General features: G+C 70.9%; 13 protein-coding genes. 5 read left to right on the top strand and 8 right to left on the bottom strand.

What is annotated here, in order from left to right; all coding sequences use genetic code 11:
* Positions 1-54: 54 nt before the first annotated feature.
* The 3 genes from pyk to pta form a co-directional block, all read right to left on the bottom strand.
* A complete protein-coding gene (gene pyk / locus ABZX85_RS01330) occupies positions 55-1485 on the bottom strand; it encodes a pyruvate kinase (protein ID WP_355861411.1) in 1431 nt (476 codons plus the stop codon).
* Positions 1486-1567: 82 nt separating this feature from the next.
* A complete protein-coding gene (locus ABZX85_RS01325) occupies positions 1568-2776 on the bottom strand; it encodes an acetate kinase (RefSeq protein ID WP_355861409.1) in 1209 nt (402 codons plus the stop codon).
* Positions 2773-4863: a phosphate acetyltransferase gene (gene pta / locus ABZX85_RS01320; RefSeq protein WP_355861407.1), complete on the bottom strand. Its 2091-nt coding sequence runs from the start codon at positions 4861-4863 to the stop codon at positions 2773-2775. Before pta ends, ABZX85_RS01325 begins: the two co-directional genes overlap by 4 nt.
* A 249-nt stretch (positions 4864-5112) precedes the next feature.
* Between pta and ABZX85_RS01315 the strand changes: the two genes are divergently transcribed.
* Positions 5113-6138 carry an ATP-dependent 6-phosphofructokinase gene (locus ABZX85_RS01315; protein WP_355861405.1) on the top strand — a complete coding sequence of 342 codons (1026 nt, stop codon included), beginning with the start codon at positions 5113-5115 and terminating at the stop codon, positions 6136-6138.
* An 88-nt stretch (positions 6139-6226) separates the two neighbouring features.
* Here ABZX85_RS01315 and ABZX85_RS01310 read toward each other — a convergent pair whose 3' ends face one another.
* Together ABZX85_RS01310 and ABZX85_RS01305 are read right to left on the bottom strand one after the other, a co-directional pair.
* Positions 6227-8104 carry a tetratricopeptide repeat protein gene (locus ABZX85_RS01310; protein ID WP_355862296.1) on the bottom strand — a complete coding sequence of 626 codons (1878 nt, stop codon included), beginning with the start codon at positions 8102-8104 and terminating at the stop codon, positions 6227-6229.
* Positions 8105-8249: 145 nt separating this feature from the next.
* Entirely contained in the window at positions 8250-9080 is an 831-nt protein-coding gene (locus ABZX85_RS01305; protein ID WP_355861403.1) for a 5'-methylthioadenosine/S-adenosylhomocysteine nucleosidase, read from the bottom strand.
* 46 nt (positions 9081-9126) lie between these two features.
* On the opposite strand from ABZX85_RS01305, the gene ABZX85_RS01300 reads away from it, so the two are divergent.
* Complete coding sequence (locus ABZX85_RS01300; protein WP_355861401.1) at positions 9127-9663, top strand: hypothetical protein; 537 nt, start codon at positions 9127-9129, stop codon at positions 9661-9663.
* Between the two features lie 95 nt (positions 9664-9758).
* On the opposite strand, the gene ABZX85_RS01295 is transcribed toward ABZX85_RS01300, so the two are convergent.
* Positions 9759-10514 carry a response regulator gene (locus ABZX85_RS01295; RefSeq protein WP_355861399.1) on the bottom strand — a complete coding sequence of 252 codons (756 nt, stop codon included), beginning with the start codon at positions 10512-10514 and terminating at the stop codon, positions 9759-9761.
* Positions 10511-12160, bottom strand: a complete 1650-nt coding sequence (locus ABZX85_RS01290) for a sensor histidine kinase (RefSeq protein WP_355861398.1) — start codon at positions 12158-12160, stop codon at positions 10511-10513. The genes ABZX85_RS01295 and ABZX85_RS01290 overlap by 4 nt, the downstream gene beginning before the upstream one ends.
* A 123-nt stretch (positions 12161-12283) precedes the next feature.
* Here ABZX85_RS01290 and ABZX85_RS01285 point away from each other — a divergent pair, with 123 nt between their 5' ends.
* The gene (locus ABZX85_RS01285) at positions 12284-13714 is read left to right on the top strand and encodes a cation:dicarboxylase symporter family transporter (RefSeq protein WP_355861396.1); all 1431 of its coding nucleotides are present in this window, start codon (positions 12284-12286) and stop codon (positions 13712-13714) included.
* A gap of 175 nt (positions 13715-13889) precedes the next feature.
* Here ABZX85_RS01285 and ABZX85_RS01280 read toward each other — a convergent pair whose 3' ends face one another.
* Positions 13890-14552 carry a TetR/AcrR family transcriptional regulator gene (locus tag ABZX85_RS01280; protein ID WP_355861394.1) on the bottom strand — a complete coding sequence of 221 codons (663 nt, stop codon included), beginning with the start codon at positions 14550-14552 and terminating at the stop codon, positions 13890-13892.
* Positions 14553-14690: 138 nt separating this feature from the next.
* Here ABZX85_RS01280 and ABZX85_RS01275 point away from each other — a divergent pair, with 138 nt between their 5' ends.
* Together ABZX85_RS01275 and ABZX85_RS01270 are read left to right on the top strand one after the other, a co-directional pair.
* Entirely contained in the window at positions 14691-16400 is a 1710-nt protein-coding gene (locus ABZX85_RS01275; protein WP_355861392.1) for an MFS transporter, read from the top strand.
* Between the two features lie 77 nt (positions 16401-16477).
* Entirely contained in the window at positions 16478-17242 is a 765-nt protein-coding gene (locus tag ABZX85_RS01270) for a DUF2127 domain-containing protein (protein WP_355861390.1), read from the top strand.
* Positions 17243-17244: the final 2 nt, after the last annotated feature.

The following is a 17244-nucleotide window of genomic DNA, read 5'->3' as shown; positions in this document are numbered from 1 at the left end:
GAGGGCGCCCCCTGTCCGACAGAGGGCGCCCTCAAGGCTGTTCGGGTCCGGATGTCAGTCCGTCGAGCCGCCCGCGATGTGGTGGACGCGGAGCATGTTCGTGGTGCCGGGGACGCCGGGAGGGGAGCCGGCGGTGATGATGACCGTGTCGCCGGGGGTGAAGCGGTTGATCTTGGCGATCTCCTGGTCGACCACCTCGACCATCTCGTCGGTGGAGTTGACGAAGGGGACGACGTGGGACTCCACGCCCCAGCTCAGGGTGAGCTGGTTGCGGGTGTTCTCGTCCGTGGTGAAGGCGATGATGGGCTGCTGGGCGCGATAGCGGGACAGGCGGCGGGCCGTGTCGCCGGACTGCGTGAAGGCGACGAGGCCGCGGCCCCCGAGGAAGTCGGCGATCTCGCAGGCCGCGCGGGCGATCGAACCACCCTGCGTACGCGGCTTCTTGCCGGGGACGAGGGGCTGGAGGCCCTTGGAGAGCAGCTCCTGCTCGGCCGCCGTCACGATCTTCGACATCGTCTTGACCGTCTCGATCGGGTACGCGCCGACGCTCGACTCCGCCGAGAGCATGACCGCGTCCGCGCCGTCCAGGATCGCGTTGGCGACGTCGGACGCCTCCGCGCGCGTGGGACGGGAGTTGGTGATCATCGACTCCATCATCTGGGTCGCCACGATCACCGGCTTGGCGTTGCGCCGGCACAGCTCGATGAGGCGCTTCTGCACCATCGGGACCTTTTCGAGCGGGTACTCGACGGCCAGGTCGCCGCGGGCCACCATGACGGCGTCGAACGCCATCACGACGTCCTCCATGTTCTCCACCGCCTGCGGCTTCTCCACCTTGGCGATGACGGGGACCCGGCGCCCCTCCTCGTCCATCACACGGTGGACGTCGGCGACGTCCTTCGCGTCCCGGACGAAGGACAGCGCGACCATGTCGCAGCCCATCCGCAGCGCGAACCGCAGGTCCTCGATGTCCTTGTCGGACAGCGCGGGGACGTTCACCGCGGCGCCCGGCAGGTTGATGCCCTTGTGGTCGGAGATGACGCCGCCCTCGATGACGGTCGTCCGCACCGCGGGCCCGTCCACCGAGAGGACCTTCAGCTCGACGTTGCCGTCGTTGATGAGGATCTGGTCGCCGGGCGCCACGTCACCGGGGAGGCCCTTGTACGTCGTCCCGCAGATCGTCTTGTCGCCCGCGACGTCCTCGGCGGTGATGGTGAACTCGTCACCGCGCACCAGCTCGACGGGGCCCTCGGCGAAGGTCTCCAGACGGATCTTGGGGCCCTGGAGGTCGGCGAGGACGCCGATCGCCCGGCCGGCCTCCTTGGAGGCGGCGCGGACCCGGTCGTACCGGCCCTGGTGCTCGGCGTGGGAGCCGTGGCTGAAGTTGAAGCGGGCCACGTTCATGCCGGCTTCGATCAGCGACACCAGCTGGTCGTGGGAGTCGACCGCGGGGCCGAGAGTACAGACGATTTTCGAACGGCGCATGAGTCGATCCTATCGGTTTGTTTCGCTTCGGAATATTCCGTCTGGCGGAATCTACAAATGTGCGGGTTCGCGCTCAGTTGCATTACTCGTGGGGTACGACGAGTGCGTACGTCTGCGTCGCTATCTCGCGTTCCTCGTCCGTCGGGACGACGGCCACCGCGACCCGCGACCCCTCCGGCGAGATCAGCCGCGCCCCGTCGCCCCGGACCGCGTTGCGCGCCGGGTCCACCGCGAGGCCGAGGCCCTCCAGGTCCGCGCACGCCGCCGCCCGCACCTCCGCCGCGTTCTCGCCGACCCCGGCCGTGAACGCGACCGCGTCGACCTTTCCGAGCACCGCGTAATACGCCCCGATGTATTTCCGCAGCCGGTGGACGTAGATCTCGAAGGCGAGTTCCGCCGCCTCGTCGCCCTCGTCGATTCGCCGCCGGATCTCCCGCATGTCGTTGTCGCCGCAGAGTCCGACGAGACCGCTCCTCTTGTTGAGGAGAGTGTCGATGTCGTCCGTGGACATCCCGCCAACCCGCGCCAAATGGAAGATGACGGCCGGGTCCAGGTCCCCGGAACGGGTCCCCATCACGAGCCCCTCCAGCGGCGTCAGCCCCATCGACGTGTCCACGCACCGCCCCGCGCGCACCGCCGACGCCGACGCGCCGTTGCCCAGATGCAGCACGATCACGTTCACCTCCTCCGGCGCCTTCCCCAGCAGCTCGGCCGTCGCCCGGGAGACGTACGCGTGCGACGTGCCGTGGAAGCCGTAGCGGCGGACGCGGTACTCGTCGGCCGTCGCCACGTCGATCGCGTACCGGGCGGCCGACTCCGGCATCGTCGTGTGGAACGCCGTGTCGAACACGGCGACCTGGGGGAGGTCCGGGCGCAGCGCCCGGGCCGTGCGGATGCCGGTCAGGTTCGCCGGGTTGTGCAGCGGGGCGACCGGGATGAGGCGCTCGATCTCCGCGAGGACGGCGTCGTCGATCACGGTCGGCCTCGTGAACGTCTGGCCGCCGTGCACCACGCGGTGGCCGATCGCCGCCAGCTCGGGGGAGTCGAGGCCCAGGCCGTCCGCCGCCAGCTCCTCCGCGATGGACTTGAGCGCGGCCTCGTGGTCGGCGATCGGGCCGGTGCGCTCACGGGTGACGTCGCTCGTCAGATCCGTGTGCTTCAGGCGGGACGTCTCCTCGCCGATCCGCTCGACGAGGCCCGTCGCGAGCCGGGCGTCGTCGGCCATGTCGAGGAGCTGGTACTTGACCGACGACGAGCCGGAGTTGAGGACGAGGACACGGGACGCGGTCACTGGGCTGCCTTCTCTGCGAGCGGGGTCTGGGCCTGGATCGCCGTGATGGCGACGGTGTTGACGATGTCCTGGACCAGCGCGCCCCGGGACAGGTCGTTCACCGGCTTGCGCAGCCCCTGGAGGACGGGGCCCACCGCGATCGCGCCGGCCGACCGCTGCACCGCCTTGTACGTGTTGTTGCCGGTGTTGAGGTCCGGGAAGATCAGCACCGACGCCTGCCCCGCCACCTCCGACCCGGGCAGCTTGGTCGCCGCGACGGACGGCTCCACCGCCGCGTCGTACTGGATCGGCCCCTCGATCCTGAGGTCGGGGCGGCGGGCGCGGACCAGCTCCGTGGCCTCGCGGACCTTGTCGACGTCCGCCCCCGAACCCGACGTCCCCGTCGAGTACGACAGCATCGCGATCCGGGGGTCCACGCCGAACTGGGAGGCCGTCGCCGCCGCCTGGATCGCGATGTCCGCGAGCTGCTCGGCGTCCGGGTCGGGGTTGACCGCGCAGTCGCCGTAGACCAGGACCTTGTCGGCCAGGCACATGAAGAACACGGACGACACGATCGAGGCTTCCGGCTTCGTCTTGATGATCTCGAAGGACGGGCGGATCGTCGCCGCCGTGGAGTGGACCGAGCCGGAGACCATGCCGTCGGCCAGGCCCTCCTTCACCATCAGGGTGCCGAAGTAGTTGACGTCCGAGACGACGTCGTACGCCAGCTCGACCGTCACGCCCTTGTGAGCGCGCAGGGACGCGTACACCTCCGCGAAGCGGTCGCGCAGTTCGCTCTTCGCCGGGTCGATCAGCTGGGCGTCACCCAGGTCGATGCCCAGGTCGGCGGCCTTCTTGCGGATCTGGTCGACCGGGCCGAGGAGGGTCAGGTCGCACACCGAGCGGCGCAGCAGGACCTCCGCGGCGTGCAGGACGCGCTCCTCCGTGCCCTCCGGGAGGACGACGCGGCGGCGGTCCGAGCGGGCCTGCTCCAGGAGCTTGTGCTCGAACATCATCGGCGTCACGCGGTCGCTGCTCGGGGCGCTCACCCTCTTCAGCAGGTCGGCCGTGTCGACGTACCGCTCGAACAGGCCGAGCGCGGTCTCCGCCTTGCGCGGGGTCGCCGCGCCCAGCTTGCCCTCCAGGGAGAAGAGCTGCTCGGCGGTCGGGAAGCTCGTCCCCGGCACGGACAGCACCGGGGTGCCCGGGGCGAGGCGGGCGGCCAGCGTCAGGACGTTCTCCCCCGGGACCTCGTCCAGCGTGAGCAGCACGCCCGCTATCGGCGGGGTCCCGGCGCTGTGCGCGGCCAGCGCGCCGACCACGAGGTCCGCGCGGTCGCCCGGCGTCACCACCAGGCAGCCCGGGGTCAGGGCGGAGAGGAAGTTCGGGAGCATCGCGCCGCCGAAGACGAAACCCAGCGCGTCCCGGGCGAGCCCCGAGTCGTCGCCCAGCAGCACGCGGGCGCCCAGCGCGTGCTGGACCTGGGAGACCGTCGGCGCCGAGAGCGCGGGCTCGTCCGGCAGGACATGGCACGGCACCGGGAGCCTGCCCGCCAGCCGGTCCGCTATCTCGTCCCGGTCCTCGCGGGCGACCCGGTTCACGACCATCGCGAGGACGTCGCAGCCCAGGCCGTCGTACGCGCGGAACGCGTTGTGGGTCTCCGCGCGGACCGACTCCGCGGTCTGGCGGCGACCGCCGACCACCGGGATCACCGACGCGCCGAACTCGTTCGCCAGGCGGGCGTTGAGCGAGAGTTCGTCCGGGAACTGGGTGTCCGCGTAGTCCGTGCCGAGGACCAGGACGACGTCGTACTCGCGGGCGACCTTGTGGAAGCGGTCGACCAGGGTCGACACCAGCTCGTCCGTACCCCGCTCCGCCTGGAGCGTCGACGCCTCGTGGTAGTCCATGCCGTACACCGACGACGGGCTCTGGGCCAGCCGGTAGCGGGCGCGCAGGAGTTCGAAGAGGCGGTCCGGGCCGTCGTGCACCAGGGGGCGGAAGACGCCCACGCGGTCGACCTGGCGGGTCAGCAGCTCCATGACCCCCAGCTCGACTACCTGGCGGCCGTCGCCGCGGTCGATCCCGGTCACGTACACACTGCGCGTCACCCGTCGTCTCCGTTTCCTGTCGGTCTGGTGCTGTTGCGAGGGGATCGTTCCGAGTGGCTCGATCGGTTCACCGGAATTCGCCCACAGGGGTGAGCGGAATCCTCTTGACAATACCTCTGGGCCTGGATAAGGCGCCCGTCAGTGTCGAGAGAGGCGAGGGGGACGTGGTGGCTCTTTCGTGCACACAGCGGCATGAAAGAATCGAAGAAGTCTCATCGGTACCCATCAGCGAGCAGGAGACACAGCACGATGCGCATCGGAGTCCTCACAGCGGGCGGCGACTGCCCCGGCCTGAACGCAGTGATCCGGTCGGTCGTGCACCGGGCGATCGACAACTACGGCGACGAGGTCATCGGCTTCGAGGACGGCTACTCCGGCCTCCTCGACGGCCGTTACCGCGCCCTCGACCTGGAGTCCGTCAGCGGCATCCTCGCCCTCGGCGGCACCATCCTCGGCTCCTCCCGGCTGGAGCGCGACCGGCTGCGCGAAGCCTGCGAGAACGCGTCCGACATGATCCACGAGTTCGGGATCGACGCGCTCATCCCGATCGGCGGCGAAGGCACGCTGACGGCCGCGCGGATGCTCTCCGACGCCGGGCTGCCCGTCGTCGGCGTCCCCAAGACCATCGACAACGACATCTCCTCCACCGACCGCACGTTCGGCTTCGACACGGCCGTCGGGGTCGCCACGGAGGCGATGGACCGGCTCAAGACCACCGCCGAGTCCCACCAGCGTGTGATGGTCGTCGAGGTCATGGGGCGGCACGCCGGGTGGATCGCCCTCGAATCCGGCATGGCCGCGGGCGCGCACGGCATCTGCCTCCCCGAACGCCCCTTCGACCCCGCCGATCTCGTCAAGATGGTCGAGGAGCGCTTCGCCCGCGGCAAGAAGTTCGCCGTCGTCTGCGTCGCCGAGGGCGCGCACCCCGCCGAGGGCTCCATGGACTACGCCAAGGGCGCGATCGACCAGTTCGGCCACGAACGCTTCCTCGGCATCGGCACGGCGCTCGCGCGCGAGCTGGAACGCCGCCTCGGCAAGGAGGCCCGGCCGGTCATCCTCGGCCACGTCCAGCGCGGCGGCACCCCCACCGCGTACGACCGCGTCCTCGCCACCCGCTTCGGCTGGCACGCCGTCGAGGCCGCCCACCGCGGCGAGTTCGGCCGCATGACCGCCCTGCGCGGCACCGACGTCGTCATGGTGCCGCTGGCCGAGGCGGTCACGGAGCTGAAGCGGGTTCCCGTCGACCGGATGGACGAGGCGGAGTCGGTCTTCTAGGGGTGGTGTCCGGGCAGACGTCCTCCGCGGACGCTCTGCCCGAAGCCGGTTCCGTGCGCCGGAATGAGACCCCGGCCGTGATCCCGGGTCAGGCGGGCAGCCCGGCGGCTTCGGCTCGGGCTTCGGCCGCTTCCGTGGGGGAGTTGGCGCGGGTGAAGGCTTCGGCGGCGCGGAGGTAGGCGGTGCGGGCTTCGGCGGGGTGGGAGGCGGAGGCCCGGGCCCGGGCGAGGCGGTTCAGGGTGGTGCCTTCGGCGTAGGGGTCCTCGAAGCCCTGGAGATCCGCCAAGGACTCCTCGAACGCCCTCACGGCCTCCTCCGGTCGGCCCGCTCGGACCAGGCTCATGCCGAGCCCCTCCCACGCGGAGGCTTCCGACCGCCGGTCCTCGAACGACCGGAACATGTCGCGCGCCCGGGTGTGGGCGTCGATGGCCTCGTCCAGCCGGCCCGCATCGTGCAAGGCGTCACCGAGGTTGCACCAGGTGATCGCCTCGTGGTGGCGGTCCTGGATCTCCCGGCTCAGATCACGGGCCTCGGTGTGTGCCTCGGCGGCCTCGTCCGGCCGGCCCGCCTCGCGCAGGGCGACACCGAGGTTGTTCCACGAGGCGGCCCGGTAGTAGCGGTCCTCGGACGTCCGGAGCAGCTCGCAGGACCGGGTGTGCGCGGCGATCGACTCCTCGGTGTCGCCCGTCCGCAGTAGGGCGTTGCCGAGATAGCTCCACGCGGCGGCCTCCTCGTCCGGCTCCCCGATCCGCTCGGCCGCCTCCTGCGCGGCGGTGGCGACCAGGAGCCAGTCCTCGAAGTGCCGCCGCCCGTCCAGGTAGCTCGCCAGATACGCCGCCAGCTTGGCCGCCTCGGCGGAGAGCCGGTGACGAAGAGCCCACGGCACCATCGCGACCAGTCCCGCCCGCTCGCCGTCGAGCCACCGCAACGCCCCTGTGCGGTCGCCCAGTACATCGGGTTCGACCACGTCCGGGTACCAGTTGAGCCAGGTGTCCGCCGCCCGCGCCCACTGGAGGTAGAACCCCAACAACCGTTCGCGGGCCGCTGTTTCCTCCCCCTCTTCCACCGCCTTGGCGCCGAACGCCCGCACCAGGTCGTGCACCCGCCACAGTCCCCCCTCGACCGCCGTGACCAGACACCTCGCCGAGAGGTCCTCCAGCAGCCGTACGGCCGCCCCGGCATCGAGATCGGCCAGCGCTCCGACCGCGTCCGTACCCGTCTCCGTCCCCGGCGCCACGCACAACAGCCGCAGCAGGCGCGCGAGTTCGCCGGGCAGGCGGCGGTACGACGTCTCGAGTACCGGGTGCAGGGCGAGGGAACGGCCGTGGAGGTCCGTGCCGGGGTTCGCGCCGTCCAGGACGGTCGCCGTGTCGCCGGTCTCGCGGATCTCGGTCACCAGCGACGCGATGTCCCGGCCCCGGCGCCTGCGCAGCATCGCCGCCGCGATCTGGAGTGCGAGCGGCAAGTGGCCGCACAGGGCGGCGAGTTCACGGAGCGCGGCCGGTTCCTGTGCCGGGCGTTCGTCGCGTTCGTCGGAGTCGCGCAGGGCGCGGGTGAGGAGGGCGACGGAGTCGTCCGGAGCCAGGGTCTCCAGGTCGATCAGGCGCAGGGGCAGGGAGTCGGGGCGGTCGCGGGAGGTGATGAGGGTGCGGTGGCGGTCGGTGGCCGGGAGGAGGGGGAGGTACTGGGACGGGTCCGAGGCGTTGTCCAGGATCAGCAGGGTCGGCTCGGTGCGTGCGGTCAGGAGCGCGTGGTACCGGTCGTACCGGCGGTCCGCCGTCGAGGGGAGCTCCCGGCCTTCGACGCCGAGTGTGTCGAGGAGCGCCAGCACCGCCTGGTCGGCGGTGACCGGGTCGTCGTCGTAGCCGCGCAGGTCGACGAAGAGGGTGCCGCCGGGGAACCAGCCCTGGGCGCGGGCGTGGTGCGCGGCTTCGACGGCGAGGGCCGTCTTGCCGATGCCGCCCATGCCGGTGACGGCGAAGACGAGGACGGGCGTGGTCGTCGAGCCGGGACTCAAGTGGGGCAGGAGACGGGCCAGTTCGGTGCCGCGGCCGGTGAAGCCGGGCGGGCGGGGCGGGAGGGTGGCGGTGGCGCGGGGGACCGGGCCGTGGTTACGGGGTGCCGGTCTGCTTTCCGGTGACCGGGCCGTGGAAGGTGCCGCCGCGGAAGTCGATGTGGTCGCCGGCGTAGGTGACGGCTCCGGCGCTTTTGGGCCCCTCCTGAGAGCCGGGCTGTTGCCTGCGGAGGATCTGGACGGCGACCTTCGCCGCCTGTCCGGCTGCGAGTTCCTGGGAACCCGAGGCGTCGGCGGAGGACTTGTCCGGGTCCGCGAAGTCGCTGATGCCGCGGATGACCAGGGCGTCCAACCGGCCGCTGAGGTGGGCCGCGTGCGAGGCGCCGGAGCCCTCCATCTCGATGGCGTAGGCGTCGTTGTAGGAGCGGCGGATTCTGGTGGCGAAGTCGGAGCGCTGGTCCGCCAGGACCACGTCCCCGCAGGCGATCGGCTTGAGGTGGCCGCGTACCCCGGGGCGCAGGTCGCGCAGGGCGGAGCGGGCCGCCTGGACGAGGCTGTGCGAGCCGTGCCAGGACTCCGGGTGCTCCTGGTGGCCCTCGGGGGTGATCTTGCCGCCCTGGACGGCGTACACCTTCGTCCCCACGACGACGTCCCCGAGCCGGAGGTCGTCCTTGAGGCCGCCCGCCACACCGACGAACAGCAGGGCCCGGGGCTTCAGTTCGTTGATGATCCGCGTCGCCAGGACCGCCGTGTTCAGCGCGCCCACGCCCAGTTCCGCGAGGGCGAGGGTCCAGTCGGTTCCCTCAAGTCGGCCTTTTTCCAGGCGGGTTCCGTCGGAGAGGACGATCTCCTCGGGGGCCTCGATGTACGGGTGCACGGCGTCGTATTCGAGGGGCAGGGCGGTGAGGATCACGGCGATGGGCGACACCCCTTTAAGGTACTGCCAAGTCGTCGGGGGAAGGGGCGGGACGGACATGTCCGAACAAGACGTGACCGTGGGGCAGTTGCTGCTCGCGGAGTACGAGAGCATCAAGGACGAGCAGAAGGCGCGGATCGGGTTCCGGGACAATCTGCTGTACGTGACGCTGACCGTCGTCGCCGCCGTGATCGCCGCCGCCGCGCAGGCGAAGCGGGCGGAGATGCTGCTCGCCCTGCCGCCGGTGTGCGTGGTCCTCGGGTGGACGTACCTCGTCAACGACGAGAAGATCTCGGCGATCGGGCGTTACGTACGCGAGGAGTTGGGCCCGCGCCTCGCCGAACTCGCCTCACCGGGCACGGGGTCGACCGCGTTCGGATGGGAGACCGCCCACCGGGGCGACGCCCGGCGCGCATCCCGCAAACGGCTTCAACTCGCCGTGGATCTCATGGCGTTCTGCGTCGTACCGCTCGCCGCGCTGGCGGTGTTCTGGGTGGACCCGGGCGGGCAGCCGCTGCTGGTCGTGCTGTCGGGCGTGGAGGCGTTGACGGTGGTGGGGCTGGGGGCGCAGGTGGTGGTGTACGCGAAGTCCTGACGGAGGGGGTGGTGCGTGGGGCGGGAGCCGAAGGGGCGGTGAGGGCTGTGCCGGGCGGGAGCCGAAGGCGGTGAGGGCTGTGCCGGCCGGCCGCCTCAGCGTCCTCCCCGCACCCACCGGTACACCAGCTCCGGCCGCCCCACCTGCCCGTACAGCGGCTGGCGTTCCGCTCTCCCCGCCTCCACCAGATGCTCCAGGTACCGCCGGGCGGTGATCCGGGAGATGCCCACCGCCTCGGCCACCCCCGCCGCAGTCAACCCCTCCCCGGCCTCTCGCAGAGCACCGGTCACCCTCTCCAGTGTCGGCCCGCTCAACCCTTTCGGCAGAGCCGCAGGACTCGGCGCCCGAAGCGCTGCCAACGCGCGATCCACCTCGTCCTGACCGCTCGCCTCGCCGGCGGCTCCCCGGAACTCCGCGTACCGCACCAATCGATCCCGCAGCGTCGCGAAGGTAAACGGTTTCAGTACGTACTGCACGACCCCCAACGACACGCCCTCCCGTACGACCGTCAGGTCCCGCGCGGACGTCACCGCGATGACGTCCGCGTGATACCCGGCGGCCCGCAGCGAACGGGCCAGCTGCAACCCGTGCCCGTCCGGCAGATGCAGGTCCAGCAGCAGCAGGTCCACCGGCGTACGGTCCAGCTGGCGCCGGGCCTCCGCGCCCGTGTGCGCCTTCCCGACCGCGACGAAACCGGGCACCCGTCCGACGTACAGGACATGCGCGTCCGCCGCGACCGGGTCGTCCTCGACGACGAGCACCCGGATCGGCTGACCGCCCGAGCCCGCACCCGACCCCGCGGCTCCGGCGCCCCCACCGGTACCTGAACCCGCACCCGCACCCGCACTCATCCTCTGCCTCCAGCGACCGGCGCGTGCAACGGCAGGCGCGCCACGAATTCCGCGCCACCCCCCTCGGCGGCGGACACCGACAGGGTCCCGTCGTGCCGGTGTACGGCCTGTCGTACCAGAGCGAGGCCCAGACCGCGCCCCCCGGGACCGGAGGGTTTCGTGCTGAAGCCGCGTTCGAAGACGCGCTCCGTGTCGTCGGGGGCGACTCCGGTGCCGGTGTCGGAGACGGAGAGGATCAGCTCGGCGTCGGTTGTGTAAGCGGTTACGGAGACACGCGCGCCCACGCTGCCCTGCGCCGCGTCCACGGCGTTGTCGATGAGGTTGCCGAGGATCGTCACGAGGTCTCGGGCCGGGAGGGACTCGGGCAGGACACCGTCGTCCAGCCGGCTCGACGAGGAGACCTCCAGCTCCACACCCCGCTCGTTCGCCTGGGCCGTCTTCCCGAGCAGCAGGGCGGCCAGGACGGGTTCGCTCACCGCCGCCACCACCTGGTCGGTCAGCGCCTGGGCCAACTCCAGTTCGGCGGTGGCGAATTCGACCGCCTCGCCGGCCCGGTTCAGCTCGATCAGGGAGACGACCGTGTGGAGCCGGTTCGCCGCCTCGTGGGCCTGCGAGCGGAGCGCCTGCGTGAAGCCCCGCTCCGAGTTCAACTCGCCCATGACGGACTGGAGTTCGGTGACGTCCCGGAGCGTGACGACCGTACCGCGACGCTCGCCGCCGGAGACCGGGGAAGTGTTGACGACGAGGACGCGGTCGGCGGTGAGGTGCACCTCGTCGACGCGGGGCTCGGAGGAGAGGAGCGCGCCGGTGAGGGGCGCGGGGAGGCCGAGTTCGGCGACCGAGTCCCCTACGACGCCGGAGGCTCCCACCCCGAGCAGCTCCCGCGCGCCGTCGTTGATCAGCGCCACCCGGTACTGCCCGTCCAGCATGAGCAGCCCCTCGCGCACGGCGTGCAGGGCGGCCTGGTGGTAGTCGTGCATCCGGCTCAGCTCGCCGGCGTTCATGCCGTGGGTGTGCCGGCGCAGGCGCGCGTTGATGACGTACGTACCGACACCGCCCAGCGCGAGGGCCCCGCCCGCGACGCCGAGGAGGGCGGTGACCTGTTCCTGTACGCGCTTGCTGATCACCTCGATCTTGATACCGGCGCTCACCAGGCCGATGATCCGATCATCGCCCCCGACCCCTGAAGCCTCCGCCGCGTCGCTCGCCCAGATAGGCGTCACCGCCCGCACCGACTCACCCAGCGTCCCCGTGTACTTCTCCGTGAACGACTGCCCCTTCAGCGCCCGCTCGATGTGCCCCAGGAACTTCTGCCCGATCTGCGTCCGATCGGGGTGCGTCCATCGAATCCCCTTCGGATTCATGATCGTGATGAAGTCGACCTCGGTGTCCTTCATGACCTTGAGCGCGTACGGCTGGAGCGTCCCCGACGGATCGGCCGTCCCGATCGCCTCCCGCACCGACGGTGAATCGGCCACCGAACGGGCGACGGCCATCGCCTGCCGGCGTGCCGCGTCCTCCGCCTGGCGCTCGTCGCTGATGTAGCTGAACAGCGCGTATCCCGCCACGACCACCGCTATCAGCACCGCCTGCATACCGAAGAGCTGGCCGGCGAGGCTGCGGGGACGGGGGACGCGGAGGTGCATGTGGCCAGTCTGCCTTCCGTCCGTGGCGTGAACTAAATGAACGGAAGGGTGACCGCCCTCACAGGGCGGGAGATAGTCACCGCATTCCCCTTATCCCCCGGACGTGAGCCGCACGCCGGTGAGATGCCGACGAAGACGTCAAGGAGGGCAGCCGTGGCCGCCAGCACCCCCGATACGGCACCTGCCGCTCCCGCTGTGAAGCGGGACCGCACCCACTATCTGTACATCGCCGTGATCGCCGCGGTCGCCCTCGGTATCGCCGTCGGTCTGATCGCCCCCGACTTCGCCGTCGAGCTCAAGCCGATCGGGACCGGCTTCGTCAACCTGATCAAGATGATGATCTCCCCGATCATCTTCTGCACGATCGTGCTCGGCATCGGGTCCGTCCGCAAGGCCGCCAAGGTCGGCGCCGTCGGCGGGATCGCGCTCGGCTACTTCGTGGTCATGTCGTTCGCGGCGCTGACCATCGGCCTCGTCGTCGGCAACATCCTGGAGCCCGGCAGCGGTCTGCACATCACCGAGGCGGTCCGCGAGTCCGGTCAGTCGCAGGTCGCGGCCGAGGCCAAGGACACCACCGAGTTCCTCCTCGGGATCATCCCCAAGACGATCGTCTCCGCGTTCACCGAGGGCGAGGTCCTCCAGACCCTGTTCGTCGCCCTGCTCTGCGGCTTCGCGCTCCAGGCCATGGGCAAGGCCGGACAGCCGGTCCTGCGCGGGGTCGAGCACATCCAGCGCCTCGTCTTCCGCGTCCTCGCGATGATCATGTGGGCCGCTCCGGTCGGCGCGTTCGGCGCGATGGCCGCCGTCACCGGTTCGGCCGGTATCGACGCGCTGAAGAGCCTCGCCGTCCTGATGATCGGCTTCTACATCACCTGCTTCCTCTTCGTCTTCGTGGTCCTCGGGACGATCCTGAAGCTGGTCACCGGCCTGAACATCTTCACGCTCTTCAAGTACCTGGGCCGGGAGTTCCTGCTCATCCTCTCCACCTCCTCCTCCGAGTCCGCGCTGCCGCGGCTCATCGCGAAGATGGAGCACCTGGGGGTCAGCAAGCCGGTCGTCGGCATCACCGTCCCGACCGGTTACTCCTTCAACCTCGACGGCACCATGATCTACATGACCATGGCGTCCCTGTTCATCGCCGACGCCATGGGCACGCCGATGGCCCTCAGCGAGCAGATCCCGCTGCTGCTCTTCCTGTTCGTCGCCTCCAAGGGCGCGGCGGGCGTCACCGGCGCCGGTCTCGCGACCCTCGCGGGCGGTCTCCAGTCCCACAAGCCGGCGCTGGTCGACGGCATGGGCCTGATCGTCGGCATCGACCGCTTCATGAGCGAGGCCCGCGCCCTCACGAACTTCGCGGGCAACGCCGTCGCCACGGTCCTGATCGGCACCTGGACCAAGGAGATCGACAAGGAGCGCGTCCAGCAGGTCCTCGCGGGCGAGCTGCCCTTCGACGAGAAGACCCTCCTCGACGAGCACGCCTCCGCTGTCGCGGACGACGACGATGAGGCGGGCGAGCAGCGCGCGGGCGGCGAGAAGGAACTCGCCAAGGCGTGAGCGCGCGCTCATGAGACTCCGGGTGTCCGGCCCCGCCTGAACCGGGGCCGGACACCCGGCAGAGAGAAGACAGAAACCCCGGACCACCTGTGGTCCGGGGTTTCTGTATGCGGTTGCTGAGACGCGCGGCTACTGAGACGTGCGGTTGCCGGGGTATGCGGTTGCTGAAACGCGTCTACCGCGACACCCTCTCCACCAGCTCCTGCGCCACCCCCACCGGCACCCCCGAGGCCGCCAGCACGGTCACCGCCGCCGAGCGCCCGGCCGCCCCGGTGTCGAGATGCCCGTCGTTCACCGCCTCCATCAGCCCGAACAGGATCTGCTCGTGCACGTACGCGAGCGCGGACGCGCCCAGCGGTGACACGAACAGCCCCTCGTCCAGGGCGCGTTGCAGACTCCGTACGGTGTCGGCGCGCACCGGGCCGAGCCGCTCGCGGATGCCCTGCACGGTGACCGTCCGCTGTGCGAGCGCGACGAGCAGCCGGTAGCGGTCGGCGACGGTCCACACCGCCAGCACCGACCGCGCGCACTCCTCCACCGGGTCGTCGACCCCCTCGCAGGCCGCGTCGTGCACCGCCGCCAGCGACTGGACGGCCTCGTCGACGAGCGTCGCGATCAGCGCCTCACGGCTCGGGAAATGGCCGTACACGGTCCGTCGTACGACGCCGGCCGCGCGCGCGATCTGGTCCATCGAGGCGTCGGGGTCGCGCAGCAGCTCCGCGAGGGCGACGTCGAGGATGCGGCGGCGGTTGGCGTCGGCGCGGGTGCCTGCGGCGGGGGCGGGTGCGGTGGCTGGTGGTGGGGTCGGTGGCGGGCTCGCGGGGGTCATGGCGGTCATTCTGCCCTCCCATGAGTTGCACATCACTGTGCAGATCAACTTGCACACGTCTGTGCAGTGAGCGTAACTTTCACAGTGTTGTGCAATTGCCTGGCGACGGGCAAGCACCCCTGCCCGCTACGAAGAAGGCGACCCCCCATGCGACTCGTCATCAACCAGCCGGTCGAGGGGACGGAGCGGCCCTACGCCCGCCGCTGGTGGGCGCTCCTCGTCCTCTGCCTCAGCCTCCTGATCATCGTGATGGCCAACACCGCCCTCACGGTCGCCGCCCCCGACATGACCCGTGACCTGGGCCTCTCCGGCGCGGACCTGCAATGGGTGATCGACGGCTACACCGTCCCGTACGCCGCGCTGATGCTCGTCCTCGGCGCGCTGGGCGACAAGTACAGCCGGCGCGGCGCCCTGGTCCTCGGCCTCACGGTCTTCGGCGGCGGGGCGATCCTCGGCTACCTCGCGGACTCCTCGACGACCGTCATAGCCGCCCGCGCCGTGATGGGCGTCGGCGCCGCCATGATCATGCCGGCCACGCTCTCCCTGCTCGCGGCGACCTTCCCGCGCGCCGAACGCGCCAAGGCGATCACCCTCTGGACGGCCACGGCGGGCGTCGCCATCGCGGCGGGCCCCCTGGTCGCGGGCGCGCTCCTCAAGGACCACGGCTGGTCCTCGACGTTCCTGATCAACGTCCCCATCGCGGCCCTCGCGATCGTCGGCGCCCTCGTCCTGGTCCCGCCGTCGAAGGCACACGGCAAGGGCCGCGTCGACTACGTCGGCGGCCTGCTGTCCGTCGTCTGGATCGCCGCCCTCGTCTACATGATCATCGAAGGCCCGCACTTCGGCTGGCACGCCAAGGCGGTCACCGCCGCGGTCGTGGCGGCGGCCGGCCTGCTCCTCTTCATCGTCTGGGAGCTGCGTACGCCGCACCCGATCGTCGACGTCCGCCGCTTCACGAACCGCGGCTTCGCCGGGTCCAACCTCGCCGTCGCCCTCTTCTTCCTCGCGGTCTTCGGCGCCTTCTACTACCTCACCCAGCACCTCCAGTTCGTCCTCGGCTACGACGCGTTCGACACCGGCGTCCGCATGCTCCCGCTGGCCGGCGCGGTCTTCGCGGGCTCCGCCCTCACCGCCGTCCTCACCCCGCGCCTCGGCATGAAGTGGACCGTCGGAGCGGGCATGTTGGGCGGTACGACGGCCCTGGCGCTGCTCACGCGGATCGACGCGGCGTCCTCGTACGCCGACCTCGTCGCCCCCCTCGTCATCCTCGGCCTGGCGATCGGCCTCGCCCTCTCGCCCTGCACCGACGCGATCATGGGCGCGTTCCCCGAGTCCGAACTCGGCGTCGGGGGCGCGGTGAACGACACGTCCCTCGAACTCGGCGGCTCCCTCGGGATCGCCATCCTCGGTTCCCTGCTGGGGACTTCGTACGCCGGCCACCTCGCGGACGCGGCCCAGGGCAGCGGGCTCTCCGCCGGCACCCTGTCCACCGCGCAGGACTCCGTGGGCGCCGGATACGCCGTCGCGCAGGGGGTCGCGGAGCAGGCCCAGGCGGTCGCCGTGCGCGCCGCTCACGCCACCGACCCTCAGCAGGCGGCCCAGTTGAAGGCACAGGCGGCCGAACTCGCGCAGGGCGCGCGGCAGATGGCGGACGCGGTCGGGTCGTCGTTCTCGGACGCGGTGGCGCACACGAGTCTGATCGGGGCGGTGATTCTCGGGGTGGGGACGGTGCTGGTGACGGTGCTGCTGCCGCGGAAGCCGAGGGAGGGCGCCGGTGAGGGGGCTGTTGTGGAAACGGTTGCTGAGAAAGAGGCAGCGGTTCTTGAGAAGGGGACCGCCGACAGCGCGGCGCGCTGATTCTCACGTCGAGTTCTCACCTGGGACGGCTAGCCTCCGCGCCTGGAAGTACCGGTAGACGTGTGGAGGCGCGGGGGATGAAGATCGACTGGGACCGGCGGACGTGTGCGCGGAAGGGGCATGTGACCTACGCGCCCGACGAGGGCCGGTTCGCGGAGCGGTTGCACGCGGTGACCGTGCTGGGGGACGCGTGGCGGTGTCTGCGGTGCGGGGACTTCGCGCTGGGGGAGCCGCACGGGTCGGGGCCGGCGGCCGAGGCGCCGCTCGTGGCGCGGGGGAAGGTGCTGCGGGATCTGTTCATCCTGCGGTTCCTGGCGGTGGAGCGGGCCGTGCGCGGGGTGTTCATCGTGCTGGTCGCGGTCGCCGTGTGGAAGTTCAGCAACAGCCAGGACTCGGTGCGCAGGCTGTTCGACGAGTATCTGGACGTCTTCCGGCCGGTCTTCCGGCACTTCCACTACGACCTCGACCACTCCCCGGTCGTCGGCTCGGTGCAGAAGGTCTTCGGATACCGGCACAGCACGCTCGTCCTCGTCGCCGTCCTCCTCCTCGCCTACGCGCTGATCGAGCTCGTCGAGGCGGTCGGGCTCTGGTACGCGAAGCGGTGGGCGGAGTATCTGACGGTCGTCGCGACCGCCGCCTTCCTCCCGCTGGAGATCTACGAACTCACCGAGCGGGTCAGCGCGTTGAAGATCGCGACCCTCGTGCTGAACCTCCTCGCCGTCCTCTACATCGCGGTCGCCAAACGCCTGTTCGGACTCCGGGGCGGGCGCCGCGCCTTCGAGGAGGAACGGCGGAGTGCCTCACTGCTGGAGGTCGAGCAGTCTGCCGGGGTGACCGCCTAGCG

Source organism: Streptomyces sp. NPDC004539, from assembly GCF_040610055.1.
Classification (GTDB): Bacteria; Actinomycetota; Actinomycetes; order Streptomycetales; family Streptomycetaceae; genus Streptomyces.
This window is presented reverse-complemented; position numbering and strand designations above follow the sequence as displayed.

Excerpts from the sequence above, each read along its gene's own strand:
- pyk (WP_355861411.1), bottom strand. The coding sequence starts at position 1,485 with ATGCGCCGTTCGAAAATCGTCTGTACTCTCGGCCCCGCGGTCGACTCC.
- ABZX85_RS01315 (WP_355861405.1), top strand. The coding sequence starts at position 5,113 with ATGCGCATCGGAGTCCTCACAGCGGGCGGCGACTGCCCCGGCCTGAAC.
- ABZX85_RS01310 (WP_355862296.1), bottom strand. The coding sequence starts at position 8,104 with ATGGGCGGCATCGGCAAGACGGCCCTCGCCGTCGAAGCCGCGCACCAC.
- ABZX85_RS01300 (WP_355861401.1), top strand. The coding sequence starts at position 9,127 with ATGTCCGAACAAGACGTGACCGTGGGGCAGTTGCTGCTCGCGGAGTAC.
- ABZX85_RS01295 (WP_355861399.1), bottom strand. The coding sequence starts at position 10,514 with ATGAGTGCGGGTGCGGGTGCGGGTTCAGGTACCGGTGGGGGCGCCGGA.
- ABZX85_RS01290 (WP_355861398.1), bottom strand. The coding sequence starts at position 12,160 with ATGCACCTCCGCGTCCCCCGTCCCCGCAGCCTCGCCGGCCAGCTCTTC.
- ABZX85_RS01285 (WP_355861396.1), top strand. The coding sequence starts at position 12,284 with ATGCCGACGAAGACGTCAAGGAGGGCAGCCGTGGCCGCCAGCACCCCC.
- ABZX85_RS01280 (WP_355861394.1), bottom strand. The coding sequence starts at position 14,552 with ATGACCGCCATGACCCCCGCGAGCCCGCCACCGACCCCACCACCAGCC.
- ABZX85_RS01275 (WP_355861392.1), top strand. The coding sequence starts at position 14,691 with ATGCGACTCGTCATCAACCAGCCGGTCGAGGGGACGGAGCGGCCCTAC.
- ABZX85_RS01270 (WP_355861390.1), top strand. The coding sequence starts at position 16,478 with ATGAAGATCGACTGGGACCGGCGGACGTGTGCGCGGAAGGGGCATGTG.